Annotated in this window: 13 protein-coding genes and 1 tRNA gene; 4 read left to right on the top strand and 10 right to left on the bottom strand. The window is 68.9% G+C overall.

Features of this window, described 5'->3' with window-relative positions; translation table 11 throughout:
• Window positions 1-37: 37 nt before the first annotated feature.
• Window positions 38-1489, top strand: a complete 1452-nt coding sequence (locus AC0QSG_RS00685) for an HNH endonuclease signature motif containing protein (protein ID WP_475376320.1) — start codon at window positions 38-40, stop codon at window positions 1487-1489.
• A gap of 47 nt (window positions 1490-1536) precedes the next feature.
• Here the strand turns inward: AC0QSG_RS00685 and AC0QSG_RS00680 are convergent, their stop codons facing one another.
• The 9 genes from AC0QSG_RS00680 to AC0QSG_RS00640 form a co-directional block, all read right to left on the bottom strand.
• The gene (locus tag AC0QSG_RS00680) at window positions 1537-2130 is read right to left on the bottom strand and encodes an arsenate reductase/protein-tyrosine-phosphatase family protein (RefSeq protein ID WP_475376319.1); all 594 of its coding nucleotides are present in this window, start codon (window positions 2128-2130) and stop codon (window positions 1537-1539) included.
• 138 nt (window positions 2131-2268) lie between these two features.
• On the bottom strand, window positions 2269-3249 hold the full coding sequence (locus AC0QSG_RS00675; protein ID WP_435727602.1) for a ribose-phosphate diphosphokinase: 981 nt from the start codon (window positions 3247-3249) through the stop codon (window positions 2269-2271).
• 60 nt (window positions 3250-3309) lie between these two features.
• Complete coding sequence (gene glmU, locus AC0QSG_RS00670; RefSeq protein ID WP_475376318.1) at window positions 3310-4743, bottom strand: bifunctional UDP-N-acetylglucosamine diphosphorylase/glucosamine-1-phosphate N-acetyltransferase GlmU; 1434 nt, start codon at window positions 4741-4743, stop codon at window positions 3310-3312.
• A 93-nt stretch (window positions 4744-4836) separates the two neighbouring features.
• Window positions 4837-4908: transfer RNA gene (locus AC0QSG_RS00665), tRNA-Gln, on the bottom strand.
• 98 nt (window positions 4909-5006) lie between these two features.
• Window positions 5007-6824: an ABC-F family ATP-binding cassette domain-containing protein gene (locus AC0QSG_RS00660; protein ID WP_475376317.1), complete on the bottom strand. Its 1818-nt coding sequence runs from the start codon at window positions 6822-6824 to the stop codon at window positions 5007-5009.
• Between the two features lie 115 nt (window positions 6825-6939).
• The gene (locus tag AC0QSG_RS00655; protein ID WP_475376316.1) at window positions 6940-7860 is read right to left on the bottom strand and encodes a 4-(cytidine 5'-diphospho)-2-C-methyl-D-erythritol kinase; all 921 of its coding nucleotides are present in this window, start codon (window positions 7858-7860) and stop codon (window positions 6940-6942) included.
• The gene (rsmA, locus tag AC0QSG_RS00650) at window positions 7857-8777 is read right to left on the bottom strand and encodes a 16S rRNA (adenine(1518)-N(6)/adenine(1519)-N(6))-dimethyltransferase RsmA (RefSeq protein WP_435727598.1); all 921 of its coding nucleotides are present in this window, start codon (window positions 8775-8777) and stop codon (window positions 7857-7859) included. Before rsmA ends, AC0QSG_RS00655 begins: the two co-directional genes overlap by 4 nt.
• A gap of 91 nt (window positions 8778-8868) precedes the next feature.
• Complete coding sequence (locus AC0QSG_RS00645; protein WP_475376315.1) at window positions 8869-10089, bottom strand: transglycosylase family protein; 1221 nt, start codon at window positions 10087-10089, stop codon at window positions 8869-8871.
• A 311-nt stretch (window positions 10090-10400) separates the two neighbouring features.
• Window positions 10401-11399, bottom strand: coding sequence for a TatD family hydrolase (locus AC0QSG_RS00640; protein WP_475376314.1), 999 nt, complete (start codon window positions 11397-11399; stop codon window positions 10401-10403).
• Between the two features lie 161 nt (window positions 11400-11560).
• On the opposite strand from AC0QSG_RS00640, the gene AC0QSG_RS00635 reads away from it, so the two are divergent.
• Genes AC0QSG_RS00635 through AC0QSG_RS00625 form a run of 3 tightly spaced genes read left to right on the top strand, consistent with a single transcriptional unit; the run spans window position 11561 to window position 16422 of the window.
• Window positions 11561-12541: an AAA family ATPase gene (locus tag AC0QSG_RS00635; protein ID WP_475376313.1), complete on the top strand. Its 981-nt coding sequence runs from the start codon at window positions 11561-11563 to the stop codon at window positions 12539-12541.
• Window positions 12542-12550: 9 nt separating this feature from the next.
• Entirely contained in the window at window positions 12551-13972 is a 1422-nt protein-coding gene (locus AC0QSG_RS00630) for a DUF58 domain-containing protein (protein ID WP_475376312.1), read from the top strand.
• The gene (locus AC0QSG_RS00625; RefSeq protein ID WP_475376311.1) at window positions 13969-16422 is read left to right on the top strand and encodes a transglutaminase TgpA family protein; all 2454 of its coding nucleotides are present in this window, start codon (window positions 13969-13971) and stop codon (window positions 16420-16422) included. The genes AC0QSG_RS00630 and AC0QSG_RS00625 overlap by 4 nt, the downstream gene beginning before the upstream one ends.
• 13 nt (window positions 16423-16435) lie before the next feature.
• Here AC0QSG_RS00625 and AC0QSG_RS00620 read toward each other — a convergent pair whose 3' ends face one another.
• A complete protein-coding gene (locus AC0QSG_RS00620; protein WP_475376310.1) occupies window positions 16436-17920 on the bottom strand; it encodes an NAD-dependent succinate-semialdehyde dehydrogenase in 1485 nt (494 codons plus the stop codon).
• Window positions 17921-18060: the final 140 nt, after the last annotated feature.

The following is an 18060-nucleotide window of genomic DNA, read 5'->3' as shown; positions in this document are numbered from 1 at the left end:
AAAACCACTAACTGACTAGTTCACTTACACAAACAGCTTGACAGGCCCGCAAAAGGGCAAGGCCCTGTTGGAGAAGTACGATCCCGTGTCGTTCGGGAAGCGGTCCAAGAAGGCCAAGGACGACCGGTGGGTGCGCGTGGAGCCCGGGAACAACGGCATGGCCTACCTCACCGCCGCGCTGACCTCGGCGACGGCCGAGGCGATCTACGACCGGCTGGACCGACAGGCGAAAATCCTCAAGGACACCCCCGCGGACCCGGACGGGACGCCGGAGGAGCGGACCCTGGACCAGCTGCGCACCGACGCGCTCACCGACCAGCTGCTCGCAGGACCCGCCGGGTCCGGACTGGAGAACGTCCAGGCCCACGTGAGCATCACCGTCCCGGCGACCCTGCTGCCCGCCCTCGCCCGCGCCGGCGCCACCCCACCCCCGGCAACACAACCGCCGCCGGCGGCCGATCGGCCGCCGTCCACCGACGAGGGACCGCCGGCGGCGGCCCCGGTGCCCGCGCGGGACATCCCGCCGGGCGCGGAGCCTCCCACCGCCGCACGCCTCGGGGCCCTGGACCTGGAATCCACCGCGGCCCTGCTCGCCGCGGCACCGTCGTGGTGGCGGGTCCTCACCGACCCCTACGACGGGGCGATCATCGACTGGGCCCACAACCGCTACACCCCCACCCCGGCCCAGCGCCGCGCCCTCACCCAGCGCGACCACACCTGCCGCACCCCCGGATGCCACCGCCGGGCCGCCCGCTGCGAACCGGACCACACCATCGAATGGCAACACGGCGGCACCACCAACCTGAACAACCTGGCGATGCTCTGCAAACGGTGCCACCGCCTCAAATCCCTCGGCATCCTCACCATGGACCAACACCCCGACGGGACCATCACCACCACCACGCTCTGGAACACCACCCACGAATCCGCCCCCGACGCCCCCTGGGCCACCACACGCCCGGCCACAGGCACCGGCACGCAGCCGCGCACGGAGAATGCGGACACGCAGGAGGCGGACACGGACACCCCCGAGCCGTGGGACGACCCGCCGCCGCCCGAGGTCGTGGACAGGCTCAACGCGGTCCTGTTCGCCGAAGCCGCCCACGACCCCGACACCCCGCCGGCCGACCCCACCGCGGACGCCGAGGAGGCGATCGCGTCCTGGCAGGCCATCCAACAACACCGGCAACGGCTCGGACACCAGGCCGCCGAACGCGAGAAGGACAACCACGCCTGGGAAACGGCCGGCGGCTACGACCTGCCCCTGCTCCTGGAACTGATCGGCATGACCGACCACACCCCGGCCCAAAACCCCGACAAACCCCCACGCTTCTACCCGCGGATCCCCGAACCCCGCCGACCACGCATCCGCCAGATGCGCCCACGGAAACCGCTCCCCGGCAACCACCCACCAGACCCGCCACCAAAAAAACGCCCCACACCAAGAGCGATCCCGCCAACGAACCCCAACGACCCACCACCCTTCTGACACCGCGTGACAACGTGCGGATTCTCCGCATGGCGGTATCACACTTCTTAGCGGATGGCCGCGGCTTCGAAGGCGACGATGGCACGCAGGGACGGCAGTAGCTCGTCGATCATCTGTTCGTAAACCTCGGGGGGCCGCCGGTAGGGATCCACGACATCGTCGTCTCCGGTCCGTGCTGCTGGCGCCAGATGCCGCTTGAGGGCGGCGAGTTTAGGCAGCACCTTCCACCGAGCGGCGATATCCTCGTGTTCTCCACCACGGGGCAACGAGATATCGGCGTCGAATTGGACCGCCTCGAGGACGCGGGCGAATTCGCGCACGGTGAAAGCCCGCTTAAGCATGCGCGGGCTCCGGGCCAAGACCATGTTCCGGTGTTCCACCGTCAAGGCCAACACGAAATCAACCTCGGCGAGCATCGTCTCGTTGAGCTGTCGAGCCCCGAAGCCGTCGGCGTTCACGCCTTCGAGGGCCAAGAACTCGGCTGACTGGCGGTCCATCGGTTTGCCCGTCAGCGCCTGCGTCCCGGCACTCGAGACCTCAAACCGGCCCGGCGCCAGACTGTCCAGGTGCGTCTGGAGGTAGCGCTCCGCAAATGGAGACCGGCAAATGTTTCCGGTGCATACAGTTAGGATCTTTACCACCAGGCCAGCCTACCGTCGGTGCCGCCCGGCCCCCGCACCAATGGCACGGGAAGACCCCGCGGACCGCAACCCGGTAGGCAAGCGGAAAGGGACCGCCACGCCGAGGCGTCGCGGTCCCTTTCCCTCCAAACCGGCCGGTTAGGCGTTGCCGTCGAAGAGGCTCGTCACGGAGCCGTCCTCGAAGACCTCCTTGATGGCGCGGGCGATCATCGGCGCGATCGACAGCACGGTGAGCTGCTTGAAGCGCTTGGACGCGGAGATGGGCAGCGTGTTCGTCACCACCACTTCCCGCGCGCCTGACTCGGAGAGTCGCTGCGAAGCCGGCTCGGAGAACACCGCGTGGGTCGCCGCGATGATGACGTCCTTGGCGCCGCCTTCCTTCAACACGCGCACGGCGCCGGAGATGGTTCCTCCGGTGTCGATCATGTCGTCGATCAGGACGCACGTGCGTCCCTCGATCTGCCCGACCACCGTCTTGGAAACGGCCTGGTTGGGCACCGTGAGGTCGCGCGACTTGTGAACGAACGCCAGCGGTGCGCCACCGAGGCGGTCCGCCCACTGCTCGGCGACGCGTACGCGGCCGGTGTCCGGGGAAACCACGGTGACGTTGTCGATGTCGACGCGTCCACGGATGTAGTCCGCCAGCAGCGGGATGGCGAAAAGGTGGTCCACTGGACCATCGAAGAAGCCCTGGATCTGAGCCGTGTGCAGATCCACGCTCATGATGCGGTCCGCTCCGGCCGTCTTGTAGAGGTCTGCCACCAGACGGGCGGAGATGGGCTCGCGGCCCCTACCCTTCTTGTCCTGCCGCGCGTACGGATAGAAAGGCGAGACGACGGTGATGCGCCGGGCGGAGGCGCGCTTCATGGAGTCCACCATGATGAGCTGCTCCATGAGCCAGTTGTTCAGAGGCGCGGGGTGCGACTGGATGATGAAGACGTCCTTGCCGCGGACGCTCTCCCCGGAGCGCACGTAGATCTCGCCATTGGCGAAGTCGTAGGCGGACATCGGCAACAGCTCGGTCTCCAGCACCGACGCGATCTCCTCGGCCAGTTCCGGGTGGGCGCGGCCGCTCGCCAGCACCAATTTCTTGTCGACGCTGTGGCTCAGTTCGCTCATGGGTTCACTTTCTCGATCTGCGGGGCACTTGGGGAGCTTGGGTGGTGGTCTACGTCACCGTTAACCATCGGCGCGCGATGCGGCATCCGCCGACGGGCTGCCCGGACGCTTGGCCTGGGTCCAGCCCTCAGCGTTGCGCTGCGGGGCGACCGTGAGCGCCAGCGATCCCGCGGGAACGTCCTTGCGGACTATGGCCCCGGCACCGGTGTAGGCCCCGTCCCCGATACGGACGGGCGCGACGAAGACGGTGTTCGAGGAGGTCCGCACGTGCGAACCGATGACCGTGCGGTGCTTCTTCACGCCGTCGTAGTTGGCGGTGATGTTTCCGCATCCGATGTTCGTGTACTCACCGATTTCGGCGTCACCGGCGTAGCCGAGGTGGGACAGCTTGGACCCCCTGCCCACCGTGACGTTCTTCGTTTCGTAGAACGCCCCGATCTTGCCCTCGTCGCCCAAAACGGTATTGGCACGGAGATAGGCGAACGGACCCACGGTTGCGCCGTCGCCGATCCGCGAGTCGGTGGCGTCGCTGCGCGTTACCTTCGCCCCGCGGCCGACCGTCACGTTGGTGAGCGTCGTGTCCGGGCCGATGACCGCGTCGGTGCCCACCGCCGTCGAACCGTGGAGCTGCGTGCCCGGCTTCAGCGTGACATCCGGGGACAGTGCCACCTCTGCGTCGATCCAGGTGGTGTCCGGGTCGACGACGGTGACGCCGCCGCGCATCCAGCGCTCGACCGTGCGGCGGTTCAGTTCCTTGCCGAGAGCGGCAAGCTGGACGCGGTCGTTGGCGCCCTCGACCTGCCAGCGATCCTTCGTGACGACGGCGGCGACCCGCCCGCCGTCGTTGCGGGCGATCGCGAGCACGTCGGTAAGGTACATCTCGCCCTGTGCGTTGTCGACGGTGACGCGCTCGAGCGCGGAACGCAGGACACCGGCGTCGAATGCGTAGATTCCGGAGTTGATCTCCCGGACGGCACGCTCCTCCTCCGTGGCGTCCTTGTGCTCGACGATCCCGGTGACGGTTCCGTCCTCGGCGCGGAGAATGCGGCCGTAGCCGGTGGCGTCCTCGAGCAGCGCGGTCAGTACGGTGGCGGCATTCTCGGTTTCCTCGTGCGCCGCAACGAGTTCGGAGAGCAGCTCGGTCGTCAGCAGCGGGACGTCGCCATAGGTGACGACGACGGTGCCCTCGAGCTTGGGGGGCAGCGCGTTCAACCCCAGCTGGACGGCGCGGCCGGTGCCCGGAACGTCGTCCTGGTCGGCGATGGTGATTCCCGGCTCTATCTCCAGCAGGTGCTGCGCAACGCGGTCGCGCTCGTGGCGGACGACGGCGACCAGCTGCACCGGATCCAGTCCCTTGGCGGCGGCAATCGCGTGCCCGATCATGGAGCGTCCACCAAGGTCGTGGAGGATCTTGGGTTTGGCCGACTTCATGCGGGTTCCGGCCCCTGCGGCCAGAACGATGACGGCGGCCGGGGCTGTGGGCTCCACGCTCAAGTTAGGTACTCCCTGAAATTGGTGACACGGACCCGGCTCGACGGCCGGGCCAGCCCAGTCTACCGTGCGCCGAACCGCGGCCCGCCGCGCTCGTTCCGCCCATAGGATTCGAACCTATACTCCACGGCTCCAAAGGCCGGGGTGCTGCCATTACACCAGGGCGGACTACCGCGCCCAGCATCCGAAGGTGCCAAGCACAGTTAGCCATTTTGCCACATTGGAGGCCGCTGGGTCGCCATGCCTGGCCCGGGGGCGTCCCGGCGCTAGTCCCCGGCGACCTCGGCCGCCGACATCCAGGCCTCCTCGAGTTCCTCGCGCTCTGCCTCCACGGCCTGGAGTTTGGCGTTCAGGCCCGCAAGCTCGTCCAGCTTCATCGCCTCCGACGCATCCGCCATCTGCCGGTGCAGCTTGTCCTCCTGCTGCGCCAGTTTTCCGAGTTGGCGCTCAATCCGGTTGACTTCCTTGCGGGCATCCCGCTTTTCGGCTTCGTTGGGGCCCCCGGCGGCTCCCTGATCCGACGACGCCGAACCGGACGCCGCCGCGGGACCTGTTTTCGCGGTCCCGGACCCGGCCCCGGCGGCCTCCCGCAGCTCAAGGTACTGGTCCACGCCGCCGGGAAGCCCCCGCAGGCGCCCGTCCCCCAACAACGCCAGCTGGTGGTCGGTCACGCGCTCGAGCAGGTAGCGGTCGTGGCTGACGACCACGAGCGTCCCGGCCCAGCCGTCCAGCAGGTCCTCGACCGCGGAGAGCGTGTCGGTGTCCAGGTCGTTCGTCGGCTCGTCGAGCATCAACACGTTGGGCTCGCCGACCAGGAGCCTCAGGAGCTGCAGACGCCGCCGCTCGCCACCTGAGAGGTCGCGGACCGGCGTCCACTGCTTCTCGGGCCCGAACCCCAGCTGCTCCACGAGCTGCCCGGCGGAGACTTCCTTGCCCCCGACCTGGAAGACGTTTCGCTCGTCTTGGATAACCTCGATGACGCGCTTGTTGGCCAGCTCGTCCAGCTCGCGCACCTCCTGCGTCAGGATCGCCGTCTGAACGGTCTTCCCCCGCTTCATGCGTCCCGACGTCGGCGCCACCTCCCCATTGAGCAGCCGCAGGAGGGTGGATTTTCCCGAGCCGTTGACGCCGACGATCCCCAATCGCTCCCCCGGGGCGAGGCGCAGGGTGATGTTATCGAAGAGTTGCTGGCCGTCGAAGTCCAACGACACGTGTTCGAGATCCAGCACGTCCTTGCCCAGCCGGGCCGTGGCCATCTTGGACAGCGCCACCGAGTCGCGCGGCTCGGGAACGTCGTTGATCAGGTCGTTGGCGGCTTCAATCCGGAACTTCGGCTTCGCCGTCCGCGCGGGGGCGCCGCGGCGCAGCCAGGCGAGTTCCTTCTTGACCAGCTGCTGGCGCTTGTTCTCGACCACCGCGTTCATGCGGTCGCGCTCGGCGCGCGCCAAGACGTAGGCCGCGTAGCCGCCGTCGAATGGGTCGACGACGCCGTCGTGGACTTCCCACGTGCGGGTGCAGATCTCGTCGAGGAACCAGCGGTCGTGGGTAATCACCAAAAGGCCGCCGGCGGTCGCCCGCCAGCGCTGGCGCAGGTGCCGTGCGAGCCAAGCGACGCCCTCGACGTCTAGGTGGTTCGTCGGCTCGTCCAGCATGACCACGTCGTCGTCGCCGATAAGCAGCTTCGCCAAGGCGACACGGCGGCGCTGGCCGCCGGAGAGGCTGGAGACACGCGCATGCCAGTCCACTTCCCCGACGAGTCCGCCCATCACATCGCGCACCTTGGCGTTGGACGCCCATTCGTGGTCCGCGGCGTCTCCCACGATCGCCTGCCCCACCTCGAGGTCGCCGTCGAGGACGTCTTGCTGGTCCAGATACCCGATGCTGACGTCTCCGCGTTTGGTGACGCGACCGTCGTCGGGCTGCTGGCGCAGGGCGAGCAGGCGCATCAGGGTCGACTTGCCGTCGCCGTTGCGCCCCACCATGCCGATCCGGTCGCCGTCTTCGAGCCCGAGGCTGACGCCGTCCAGGACGGTGCGGGTCGCGAAGGCGACGGAGACGTTCTCTGCTCCGAGCAAATGGGCCAAAACGGTACTTCCTAACGGTGGTGGCGGAACCGGCGCGGGGGGGGTGGGAGGCGCGGATCCGCCGGGTGCGGCTGTGTGGCGGAAAGTCTCTACGGGACGCGGTGTCCCGGGATGGTCAGATGATGGTGGCCCCATGGACGGGGCCGTGGACCGCGCGGGCGTCGAGACCGGATTCGTCGCGCAGCTGGAAGGCCACCTCGCCGGCATGGTCCGGGTCGCTGGCGAGCAGGGCGATGGTCGGGCCCGAGCCGGAGACGATCGATGCGAGCGCCCCGGCCGTCTCCCCCATCTCCAGGACGGCGCCAAGGACCGGTGCGAGGGACAGCGCCGCGGGCGCCAGGTCGTTTTCGACCAGCCCCTGAAGCAGGATGTGGTCGCCGGCGACGAGCGCCTGCACCACTGCGCGGTCGACCTCCGTGGGTTCGGGGACATCGGTTCCCCTGCGCAGTTCGTCGAGCTCGGCATAGACCGCGGGGGTGGACAGCCCGTAGCTGGCCGGCACGAGGACCCAATCGGTGCGGCTGCGCATCAGCAGCGGCGAGAGGTCGTCGCCCACACCGAGGCCGACGGCGGCGCCGCCGGACAGCGCAAACGGCACGTCGGCGCCGAGCCGCGCGCCCAGGCGCCCCAGTTCCTCGCGGTTGAGCCCCGTGCCCCACAGGGCGTTGCAGGCCACGAGCGTCGCTGCGGCATCGGCGGACCCGCCGCCCATGCCGCCCGCGATGGGCACCCGCTTGGTGATTTCCAGGTCGACACCGGCCACGTGCCCTGTGTGCTCGGCGAGCAGGCGGGCGGCGCGGACCACCAGGTTGTCCTCGCCCAGCGGGAAGTCCTCGGGGTCCGTGACGGCCGTGGAATCCGGATGCAGGCTCACAGTCACTCCGCCGTCCGCGCGCGCAGTGGCGGAGACATCCTCGAAAACGGACACCGCGAGGTACAGGCTGGCGACGGAGTGGTAACCGTCGTCGCGCCGCGGACCGACGCGGAAATACACGTTGATTTTCCCCGGCGCACGCGCCGTGACGGTGCGGGTCACGGGGCGCTCGCGGCGGACGCCGGCGCCATACTTGCCGCCGCTTCCGCGATTCGGGCGAACTCCTCGATGCCCAGCCGCTCGCCACGGGCCTGCGGGTCGACGCCGGCAGCAACCAGCGCCGCCTCCGCCATCGCGGCCCCGCCCGCCCAGCCCGCCAGGGCCGCGCGGAGGGTCTTGCGGCGTTGGGCGAAGGCGGCGTCGATGACGGCGAAAACCTGTTTGCGCGTCGCCGTCGTCTTTGGTGGCTCGTGCCGCTCGAAACCGACAAGCCCGCTGTGGATCTTCGGTGCCGGCCAGAAGACGTTCATGCCGATGACCCCGGCCTTGCGCATCCGGCCGTACCACGCCGCCTTGACGCTCGGGATGCCGTAGGTCTTGTTGCCCGGCGCAGCGCACATCCGGTCGGCCACCTCGTCCTGCACCATCACCAGGCCGTGGCGCAGGCTCGGGAAGTGTTCGAGCAGGTGCAACACCACGGGGACCGCCACGTTGTAGGGCAGGTTAGCCACCAGGGCCGTGGGCGGATGGGGAAGCTCGGTGACGCGCATCGCGTCGGCGAGCACGACGTCGAGATGTCCGGTCCGGTCAGGTCGGAGTTCCTGGACCGTGCGCGGAAGGCGGCCGGCAAGCTTGGGATCGATTTCGACGGCGACCACCCGCTCGGCGGCATCCAACAACCCGAGCGTCAGCGAACCGAGCCCCGGGCCCACCTCCAGCACAATTTCGTCCGGCGCGATCCCGGCGGCGGCCACAATACGACGGATCGTGTTGCCGTCGATGACGAAGTTCTGGCCGAGTGTCTTGGTGGGCCGCACATCGAGTTCGTCCGCGAGGCGGCGAATGTCGGCGGCGCCAAGCAGCGGGCGCGGACCGGTGGGCGCGGCCTGCGCCGGGGCGTTCGGGGAGTCGTCAGTCACGGGTTCAATCCTAGATCAGGACGCGAGGGAGCCCCGCCGATGCGGCGGGGCTCCCCTGGTGTCGCGGATTCCGTGGTTGCGGTGCCGGTGGCTACCGCAGGCCGAGCTGCGCGGAACAGTGCGGCCAGTGGCCCCATCCGCCGTTTGCGCGCAGTTTCTCGGCGGCGGCGATCTGCTGCGACGGCGTGGCCTGGTGCGGGTACGCCGCGTACTGCGTGCCGCCGACTCCGGCCCAGCTGCTCAGGCTGAACTGAAGACCGCCGTAGTAGCCGTTTCCGGTGTTGATGGCCCAGTTGCCGCCGGACTCGCACTGTGCGAGCGCGGCCCACGTGCTGGAGACGTTTCCGGCGGACGCGGTCGTGCCACCCGAGCTCGGGGACGCGGCGGCCGGCTTCGGCTGCGCTTCCGCCTTGGGCTCGGCCTGTGGTTCGGGCTCGGCCTCGCGCTGCGGCTCTGGCTCCGGCGCTGGCTTCGGCTTCGTGCCGATGGCGATCTTCTCGTCCACGGCGGCGGTGGTGATCTTGGACTCCACCAGCTTTCGGGAGACGGCCTCGCCGTCCTTGGAGACGACCCGGAAGGTCAGCGTGCGGACTCCATCGCTGCCCTGCTCGATGACCTTGGACTTGCCTTCGAGCAGCGAATCGTCCTCTACGGTCGTCCGGCCGTTGGCAACGGCTTCGGTCTCCGTCGCGGTGCTCGCCTCGACGCGCACTACCTGGAGCTTGAGTCCGTCGACGACCTCCGCGGTCCGTTTGGCGGATAGCTCGTCGTCGCCATCAAGCTTGACCTTGGCTTCGGCCAGCAGGTCGCCGACCGTCCCCACGGTCGTCGTCAGCTTGCGGGTTTTGCCGTCGGCGGTCAGGACGACGTTTTTCGGGGTGGTGATCTCGATGGGAGTGGTCAACGAGGCGAGCTCCATCTGCTCGCCGAGCGAGACCTCGGAGGCGCCGGCGATCCGCAGCTGGGCAAGAATGTCCGCAACGGTCAGGCCGGTGGTGTGCACAACCCGGTCCACGCCATCGATGGAGACGCTGACGGCCTTGGAGCGGTTGACTTCGATGGACGTGCCGTCCTCGATGGGGGCATCCAGTGCGGGGCTGACTTCATCGCGGGCCGCAAGGGTGACTTCGGAGGCGGACAGGACGTCCGCCACCGTTCCGCCGAACGTCTGGACGTTTTGGGTCTCTCCGTCGACGGTGAGCGCCACGGTCTTATTGGCTCCTACGAAGGACACCAATCCGAGGACGAGTGCGGTCAGGACGACCGCCTGCGCGCTGGTCTTGACCCAGCGCTTCTTGAGGGCATGCTGCACGGAATTCCAAACTTTGGCTGCTTCCGGGCACGGGGTAACGGCATGGGAGGACGACCCCGTCGACTCTCACGCGGGACCCTCCCGTGCTGGCATCAATGCATGGCACAGGCCTAGTTGCCGGCAGCGTGTTTGGGCGTACGAACGGAACGTCCAACCGCTTATCCGACATCGGCTTGATACCCGGAAACCTTCCCCGATCCCGGCTACTAATCATCAACCGTAACCGATTCGTAATAATGTGACAAGCCCGGTGCCTTGATCTGGCGCGGTTCCGGCCTTCACGACCGCTTCGACGGTCACTGTTTCGTGACCTAAGCACTCGTTTCGTAATGTCCCGCGCCGGTCGCAGTCGCACCGAATTCGCCGTAGACGGCATGCGTGTTCCGCGCCAGCGCGTGGCACAACCCGTCCACGTCCCTCGACAGGAAGTCCGCCATGGAGCGCACCGTGTAGGGGATCAGGTAACTGGCGTTCGGACGGCCCCGAAACGGGTGCGGCGTGAGGAAGGGCGCGTCCGTCTCCACCAGCAGGAGTTCCGGGTCGGCGAGCGCGAGGGCATCCCGCAACCCGTGGGAGTTCTTGAACGTGACCGTCCCCGAGAAGGACATGTACCAGCCGTTGTCGTTGCAGGTTCTCGCCAGTTCCGCGTCGCCCGAGAAGCAGTGGAAAACCACTTTTTCCGGCAAGGCCTCCTCCCCCAGGATCCGAACGATGTCCGCGTGGGCGTCGCGGTCGTGGATCTGCAGGGCCTTGCCGTGCCGCACCGCCATGTCGATGTGGCGCCTGAACGAGTACTCCTGGGCCCCGGCCCCTTCGGGACCGGTCCGGAAGCGGTCCATCCCGGTTTCGCCCACGGCGCGGACCCGCGGATGCCCCGCCAGCCTGTCGATTTCCGTCAGGGCCGCCTCGAGCTCCCCCCGCTCCGCGAGCGGCGGGGCATCGTTCGGGTGGATGGCAACGGCAGCCAGGACCCGAGGGTCCGCCGCCGCCGCCTCGACGGCGAAACGCGACGATTCGACGTCGCACCCCACCTGCACGACGCCGGAGACTCCGGCGGCGTTGGCCGCGTCCAGGGCGTCGGCGACGCCAACCGTGACCCAGCCGTCGCGGAAGTCCAGATGCGTGTGGTTGTCGGGAACGGGCACCACCAGCGGCTCGGGTGCCGGGGGATACCCGAGGTTGCGCTTGCGCCCACCCTCCTCGCCGGAACGCCGTGGCGCCCCGACGACGCTCCCCTCCGCGCCGCCGTCGGATTCCTGTGCGGGTGGACGATACGCCGCGGGGGCTTCTCCCACGTGGGTTTTCGGCATGGGCGGTCCTTTCGACGGAGGCGGGCTGCAGACCAAGGCTACCTTTGGGGACGCTCCCGCTCGCCGATGTGGCCCACCTCACACCAAAGGTGGGTAGTCTTGTCACACAGTTCGATAGCCAGAGCTGGCGGATCGAGACCCAGAGCGAGCAGGGAGTGCACGTGGAGCCAGGCACGCGACCCGGGACGCTTCCCGTCGAGGAGTTTGGGCGCAGCTGCGGCAAGGTGCTGGAGGTCATGGCCACCGTCATCGACGGCAAGGCCTCCGTCGCCCGGACCGCACTCACCGTTCTCTTGGCCCAAGGGCATCTGTTGCTCGAAGACGTTCCCGGCGTGGGCAAGACGATGCTGGCCAAAACCCTCGCCCGCTCCGTCGACTGCAGTGTCAGCCGCATCCAGTTCACGCCCGACCTGTTGCCCTCAGATGTGACGGGCGTGTCGATCTACAACCAGGACTCGCACCGGTTCGAGTTCCGCCGTGGTCCGGTCTTCGCGAACATCGTGATCGGGGACGAGATCAACCGTGCCTCCGCCAAGACCCAATCGGCGTTGCTGGAATGCATGGAGGAACACCAGGTCACGGTCGACGGGACGACCTACGAACTGGACGAACCGTTCATGGTCATCGCCACGCAGAACCCGATCGAGTTGGAGGGAACCTTTCCGTTGCCGGAGGCGCAGCGCGACCGGTTCATGGCACGAGTGTCCATGGGCTATCCGGATACGGCCGCAGAGATCGCGATGCTCGAGACCCACCAGTCGCGGTCGCCGCTGGACGCTGTGCGGCCGGTCGTGGACACGGCCGACCTGCAGGCACTCATCGCCACCGTTCAGTCCGTGTACGTGTCCGATCCCGTGAAGGAATATATCGTGGCGCTGGGTCAGGCGTCTCGGGAGCATCCCGATGTCCGGCTGGGCGCCAGCCCGCGCGCGCTGCTGCAATTGCTCCGCGCGGCGAAGGCCGAGGCGGCACTGAACTCACGGGACTTCGTGTTGCCGGACGACGTCGCGACGGTGGGTCCGACCGTTCTGTCCCATCGGCTGGTGTTGCACCGGCGGGCCGAGGTGGCGGGTACCACGGAGGACGAGATTGTCGACGGCGTACTCGCCAAGGTCCCGGTTCGCGCCGGCGCCCGCGGCTAGGACCGGGCCGTGACCGCCCGGGGGGATGACGGTGCACGTCCCGGCGGGGAGCCGGGAGAACGAACACTGCAACAGAAACTGCGGCTGGCGTTCCTGACGCCGCGGGGCTGGGCGGTCTTCCTCGCCGGCGCCGCGACACTCGTGGCGGCGTGGCTCCTCGGCAGGCGCGAACTTGTCAATGTGTCCGTCTTCCTGCTGGCGGCCCCGCTGACCGCGGCCGCGGTGGTGCGCATCGGCGGCAGCCGTCTCCACGTGCGCCGCGGCTTCTCCCCCGACCCTGTCGTTGCCGGACAACACGCGAGGGTGGTCCTGGAGGTGAACCATGCGGGCAGGGCACCGGGGTCGGTCAGATTGACGGAGACGCTTCCCGAACGCTTCGGAACCCGTCCGTCCTTCGAATACCCGTCCGCATCGGGCCGCTACCAGTACCGGCTCGTGCCGTCGCATCGCGGCGTCTACGCGGTGGGGCCGTTGACAGCGCGCTTCACGGATCCGTTTGGGCTGGCGGCACGACCCGGATCGCTGGACCGACCGGCGCCGCTCACGGTCGTCCAGCCGGTCCAGCGGTTGGATCCGAACGGCGTGCTCGGCGACCGCGGAACCCACGGAGAGGCGCGGTCCAACCGACACGCCACGCCGGACAGCGACGATGCGATGACCCGTGAATACCGCGACGGCGACTCCCTACGGCGCGTCCACTGGCCAGCCACCGCACGGCAAGGCTCGTTGATGGTCCGGCAGGAGGAGTACCAGTCGACGCCGCGCGCCACACTCCTGGTGGACCGGCGTCGGGAGTCCTACAACGGAAGCTTCATCGGTTCGGACGAACCGCGCGACGTGTCGAACTTCACGTCCGCGCCCGGCACGACCACCGCGTGCTTCGACTGGGTCCTCTCCGCCGCCATCGGCATCGGTGCGCATCTTGCGGACCTGGGCTACGCCGTGGATGTCCTCGATCAAGACGGCGCCCCGCTGGCGGCCGCGTCCACCTCGGCAGCCGATCCGCGCCGCGACATGTTCCGCGGACGCCATGCCGGCACGGATCTCCAACTGACCTTCGCGGCCGTGTCGCTGAAGTCCGAAGCCGCACGCCACCGGCACGACGCGGACGGACGTTCCACCGATCAACACGGTCGCCTTGCCTCGCCGGGGCTGGCCTCGGCGGTCCGCAATGCGCGCAATCCGGTCGTCGTCCTGACCGGCCACTTCGACGAAACCGCAGCGCGATCATGGACCGAGGCCCTGGGAACCTCGCGCAACGTCGCCGCGTTCCTCGTCACGAGCAACCCGGCCGCGGCCCGCCCGGCCGCCAAAACGTTCCGGCAGGCCGGTTGGAACCCCGTGTGGGCGGACCCCGCGCGGTCGCTGGCCGAAGCGTGGATGGCCCTGGGCACGGCCGAACGCATGGCCGGACGGATGGGACGGCCGTGACCACACTCAAGGCCCCCACCGAAACCCCCGCGTCCGGCCCCGGCGCCCGTTCCGGCGGACGTGGAAACGGTGCCCCGGCGAGGAGCCGCCGTCGACCCCCCACGGGATCGACGTGGCCGGGCGCCGTCGCCGTGGCCGCGGCCGTGCTGTTCGCCGCCGGAAGCCTCGCCGGCGTCTTCGAGGGATGGCGATGGCTGGAGCACGCGACCGTGACCGTCGCCGCGACATCGGCGACCGCCGGCGTGCTGCGTTCCCGGGGAGCGGCCAGCCCGTGGCCCACGCTTGGGGCGCTCGCGGCCCTGGGGCTCACCTTGACCGTCCAGTTCTTCGCGGACACGGCCGTCCTCGGAATCGTCCCCACCACATCCACGATCCAGCGCGCCTTCGAGATTTTTCCGCAGGCGAACGAAGCGGTGTTGTCCCAGTCGGCGCCGGTTCTTGCGGAAACGCCGCTCGTGTTCCTCACGTGCCTGTCCGTTGGGCTCGTCGCGGTGACCGTGGACCTCATCGCGTTCGGGCTCGGTTTCCCCGCGCTGTCCGCCATCCCGCTGGCAGTGGTCCTGGCCGCCGCCTCCCTGATCAAGCCCGCGGGAGCGGGGCTCGGGCACGTGGCCGCAACCGGAGTCGGCTTCCTGCTCATTCTGGGGGCCGCCAGGCTGGCAGAAACGTCGCAGGTCCCGGGCGGGACGTTGCGTTCCGGGCTGGGACGGCAGGCCGTGCTGATCGGTGTCGCGTCGGTGGCCGCCATGCTGGTGGTTCCGCTCGCGCTGCCGGGTTTCAATACCGGCCTGCTTCCCGAGGGCCGTCGGCTGTACCTCTGGGGCGAACCCACCGGGGTCAATCCCGTGCTGAACCTGGGCAACAACCTCCGCAGTCCGCTGGGACTGACCACCATCGAGTACTTCACCGATTCTGAGGAGCCCCTCTACCTGCGCACCGCCGTCATCGGCGACCTGAACGCCCCCCGATGGCAACCTAGCGACGACGACGTCGCCCGACTGACAGTTGACACGCGCCTTCCGGCGCCGGGTGGGGAGTCCGGGGTGGGCGCCACCATGGTGGCGGAGAGTTTGGACGTCAGCACCCGGATTTCGACGGGCAACTACCAGAGCCCGTGGCTTCCGCTCCCACGCGGAGCCACCACCGTCGCCGGCCTGGACGGACGCTGGGGGTGGTACGGGGAAACAGCCACCCTTTTCGCCGACGAGGGAACCTCAAGCCTGGACCAGGATTTCACGATCGGGTCCCTGGTTCCCGTGCTCAGTCCCGAGCTCCTCGAGGCCAGCGACGACGCGCTGTCCGCCGACCCCGGCATCGTGGGCCGCATGGTTCCGGACGTCTACGCCACGGTCCCCGGGGATCTCCCCGCGATCGTTCGGGACACCGCGGTGGAGGTCGTGACCGAGGCGGGAGCGGAATCGGCCTACGAGCGGGCCGTCGCCCTCCAGAACCACCTGCGCGGCGTCGACTACACGTACTCCGAGGAAACCCCGCTGGAACAGGGCTACGACGGCAACGGCTTGGCCGTCGTGGAGGCATTCCTGGAGCAAAAGAGCGGCTACTGCATCCACTATTCCTCGGCCATGGCCCTGATGTCCCGGGCACTGGGCATCCCCAGCCGCATCGCCATCGGGTATGCGCCGGGACGCACCAACGGCCAGGTCGAAACGGGACCCGACGGGCAGGAACTGGTCGGCTACCAGTTGAGCCCGCGCAGTGCCCACGCGTGGCCCGAGTTGTACTTCGCCGGCATCGGGTGGGTTCCCTTCGAACCGACGCCGGGGCGCGGCGCCGCGCCGTCGTACGCCCCCGAACAACCCGGTCCGGCGGCCCAACCGACCGAGGACCCGCTCCTCCCGGAAGTCTCTGTCGGCGCCACGACATCCGAGGAATCCTCGTCCGAAGCGGAGCCGTCGGCCGATGAGGCGCCGGGTGCCGACGGCACCGGAGGTGCCGCGAACCTCATCGGATTTGGCGCATTGGGCGTCTTTGCCCTACTCGGTCCCCACGGGATCCGCAGGATCCTGCGTGCCCGGCGCCTCGGCAGGATCCGCGCCATGGACGACGCCGCCCCGCGGCGCATCGACGCGCTCCGCGACGGCCCCCTGGCTGCGTGGGAGGAACTCGCGGCGCTCGGCACGGACTACGGACTGGGCATGCGCGAGGCCGAAACCGCCCACGATTACGCCGCCCGCCTTCACCAGCGGGCACCGGAGACGGCCCGGTCCCTCGAGACGCTGCGCGATGCCTACGAACGTGTCCGCTACGCCCGCCCGATCCCGGCGGGGCCGCGTGGCACGGTTGCGAAACCCCCGACGCCTTCCGGACGGGATTCGGGCAAGGCCCTCGAACTGGCGCTGCGCGATGTGGGAATCGGGCTCTTCGGCGCGGCGTCCCCCGGCGCAAGGGCCCGCGCGACGGGGCTGCCGGCGTCGTTGTTCGTCCGTTAGCGGAGACGTTCGGCTAGACGGCGTACGGGTCGGCGATTCCGATGTATTGCGTCGTGGTGTATTCGGCGATGCCCTCGGCCCCGCCCTCACGCCCGAGTCCGGACTGCTTCACGCCGCCAAACGGCGCCGCGGCGTTGGAGATGACGCCCGCGTTGAACCCGACCATGCCGAACTCGATCTGCTCGGCGACGCGGAACATGCGGTTGTGGTCGCGGGTGTAGAGGTAGGACGCCAAGCCATACTCGCTGGCGTTGGCCAAGGCGATGGCCTGTTCCTCCGTCTCGAACGTCGTCACCGGGGCCACCGGTCCGAAGATCTCGCTACGCAGGATCTCCGCGTCGTTCGGGACGCCGGAGAGGACGGTGGGCTGGTAGAAGTAGCCCTCGCCCTCCACGGCCTCGCCGCCGGTGACCACGGTGGCGCCGGCCTTCACGGCATCGGTGACCAGAGTGTGCACGTCGTCGCGCGCGCCCCCATCGATCAGGGGGCCGACGGTGCTGTCGCCCTCCGTGCCGCGTCCGCATTTCAGGGCCGCCATGGCCTCGGCGAACTTCCGGGTGAACTCCTCCGCCACGGATGCCTGCACAAGGAAGCGGTTGGCGGCCGTGCAGGCCTCCCCCATGTTGCGCATCTTGGCGGCCATCGCGCCGGCGACCGCCTTGTCGAGGTCGGCGTCCTCGAACACCAGGAACGGGGCGTTGCCGCCCAGCTCCATCGAGGTACGCAGGACGTTGTCCGCGGCGTCCTTCATCAGCCGCTTTCCCACGGGGGTGGACCCGGTGAAGGAGACTTTGCGCAGGCGGTGGTCCTGCATGATCGGACCGGAGATGCCCGAGGCGCTCTTAGACGAGACCACGTTCAGCACGCCGGCCGGGAGGCCGGCCTCGAGCATCGTCGCGGCGAAGAGCTGGGAGGTCAGCGGAGTGAGCTTGGCGGGCTTCAGGACCATGGTGCAACCGGCGGCGACGGCGGGCGCGACCTTGCGCGTGGCCATAGCCAGCGGGAAGTTCCACGGCGTGATCAGGAGGCAGGGACCCACCGGCTTGCGGTGGACCAGCAGCTTGTTCTTGCCCTCGGGGCTGGTAACGTACCGGCCGTAGTCGCGCACGGCCTCCTCGGAGAACCAACGCAGGAACTCGGCACCGTAGGTGACCTCGCCGCGGGACTCGGCCAGCGGCTTTCCCATCTCCAGGGTCATCAGCAGGGCGAAGTCCTCGGCGCGCGCCGTGACGAGGTCGAAGGCACGGCGCAGGATCTCGGCGCGCTCTCGGGGCGCGGTGCGCGCCCAGCCCGCCTGCGCGGCGTCGGCCGCGTCCAGGGCGGCCATCGCGTCGTCGCTGGTCGCGGACGCCAGGGTGGCCAGGACCCGCCCCGTCGCGGGGTCGTGGACGTCGAACGTTCCTCCGTCGGAGGCGTCGCGCCATTCGCCGTTGATCAACAGGCCGGTGGGGACCGACGCGAGCAACGTTGCTTCGCGGTCGAGGGTAACTGTGGTCATCGCGGATTTCTCCCAAAATCTAGGGGCGGCGGGCTTTCCCTGCCACCGTAACGACGGTTCCCTGACACTGTAAATGCCGGTGTGCACCACGCCGCATTCATGACGTTGTGCAGATGAACGGAGGCGCCGCGGCCCGTCAC

The organism is Arthrobacter sp. LT660 (genome assembly GCF_056172845.1).
This window is presented reverse-complemented; position numbering and strand designations above follow the sequence as displayed.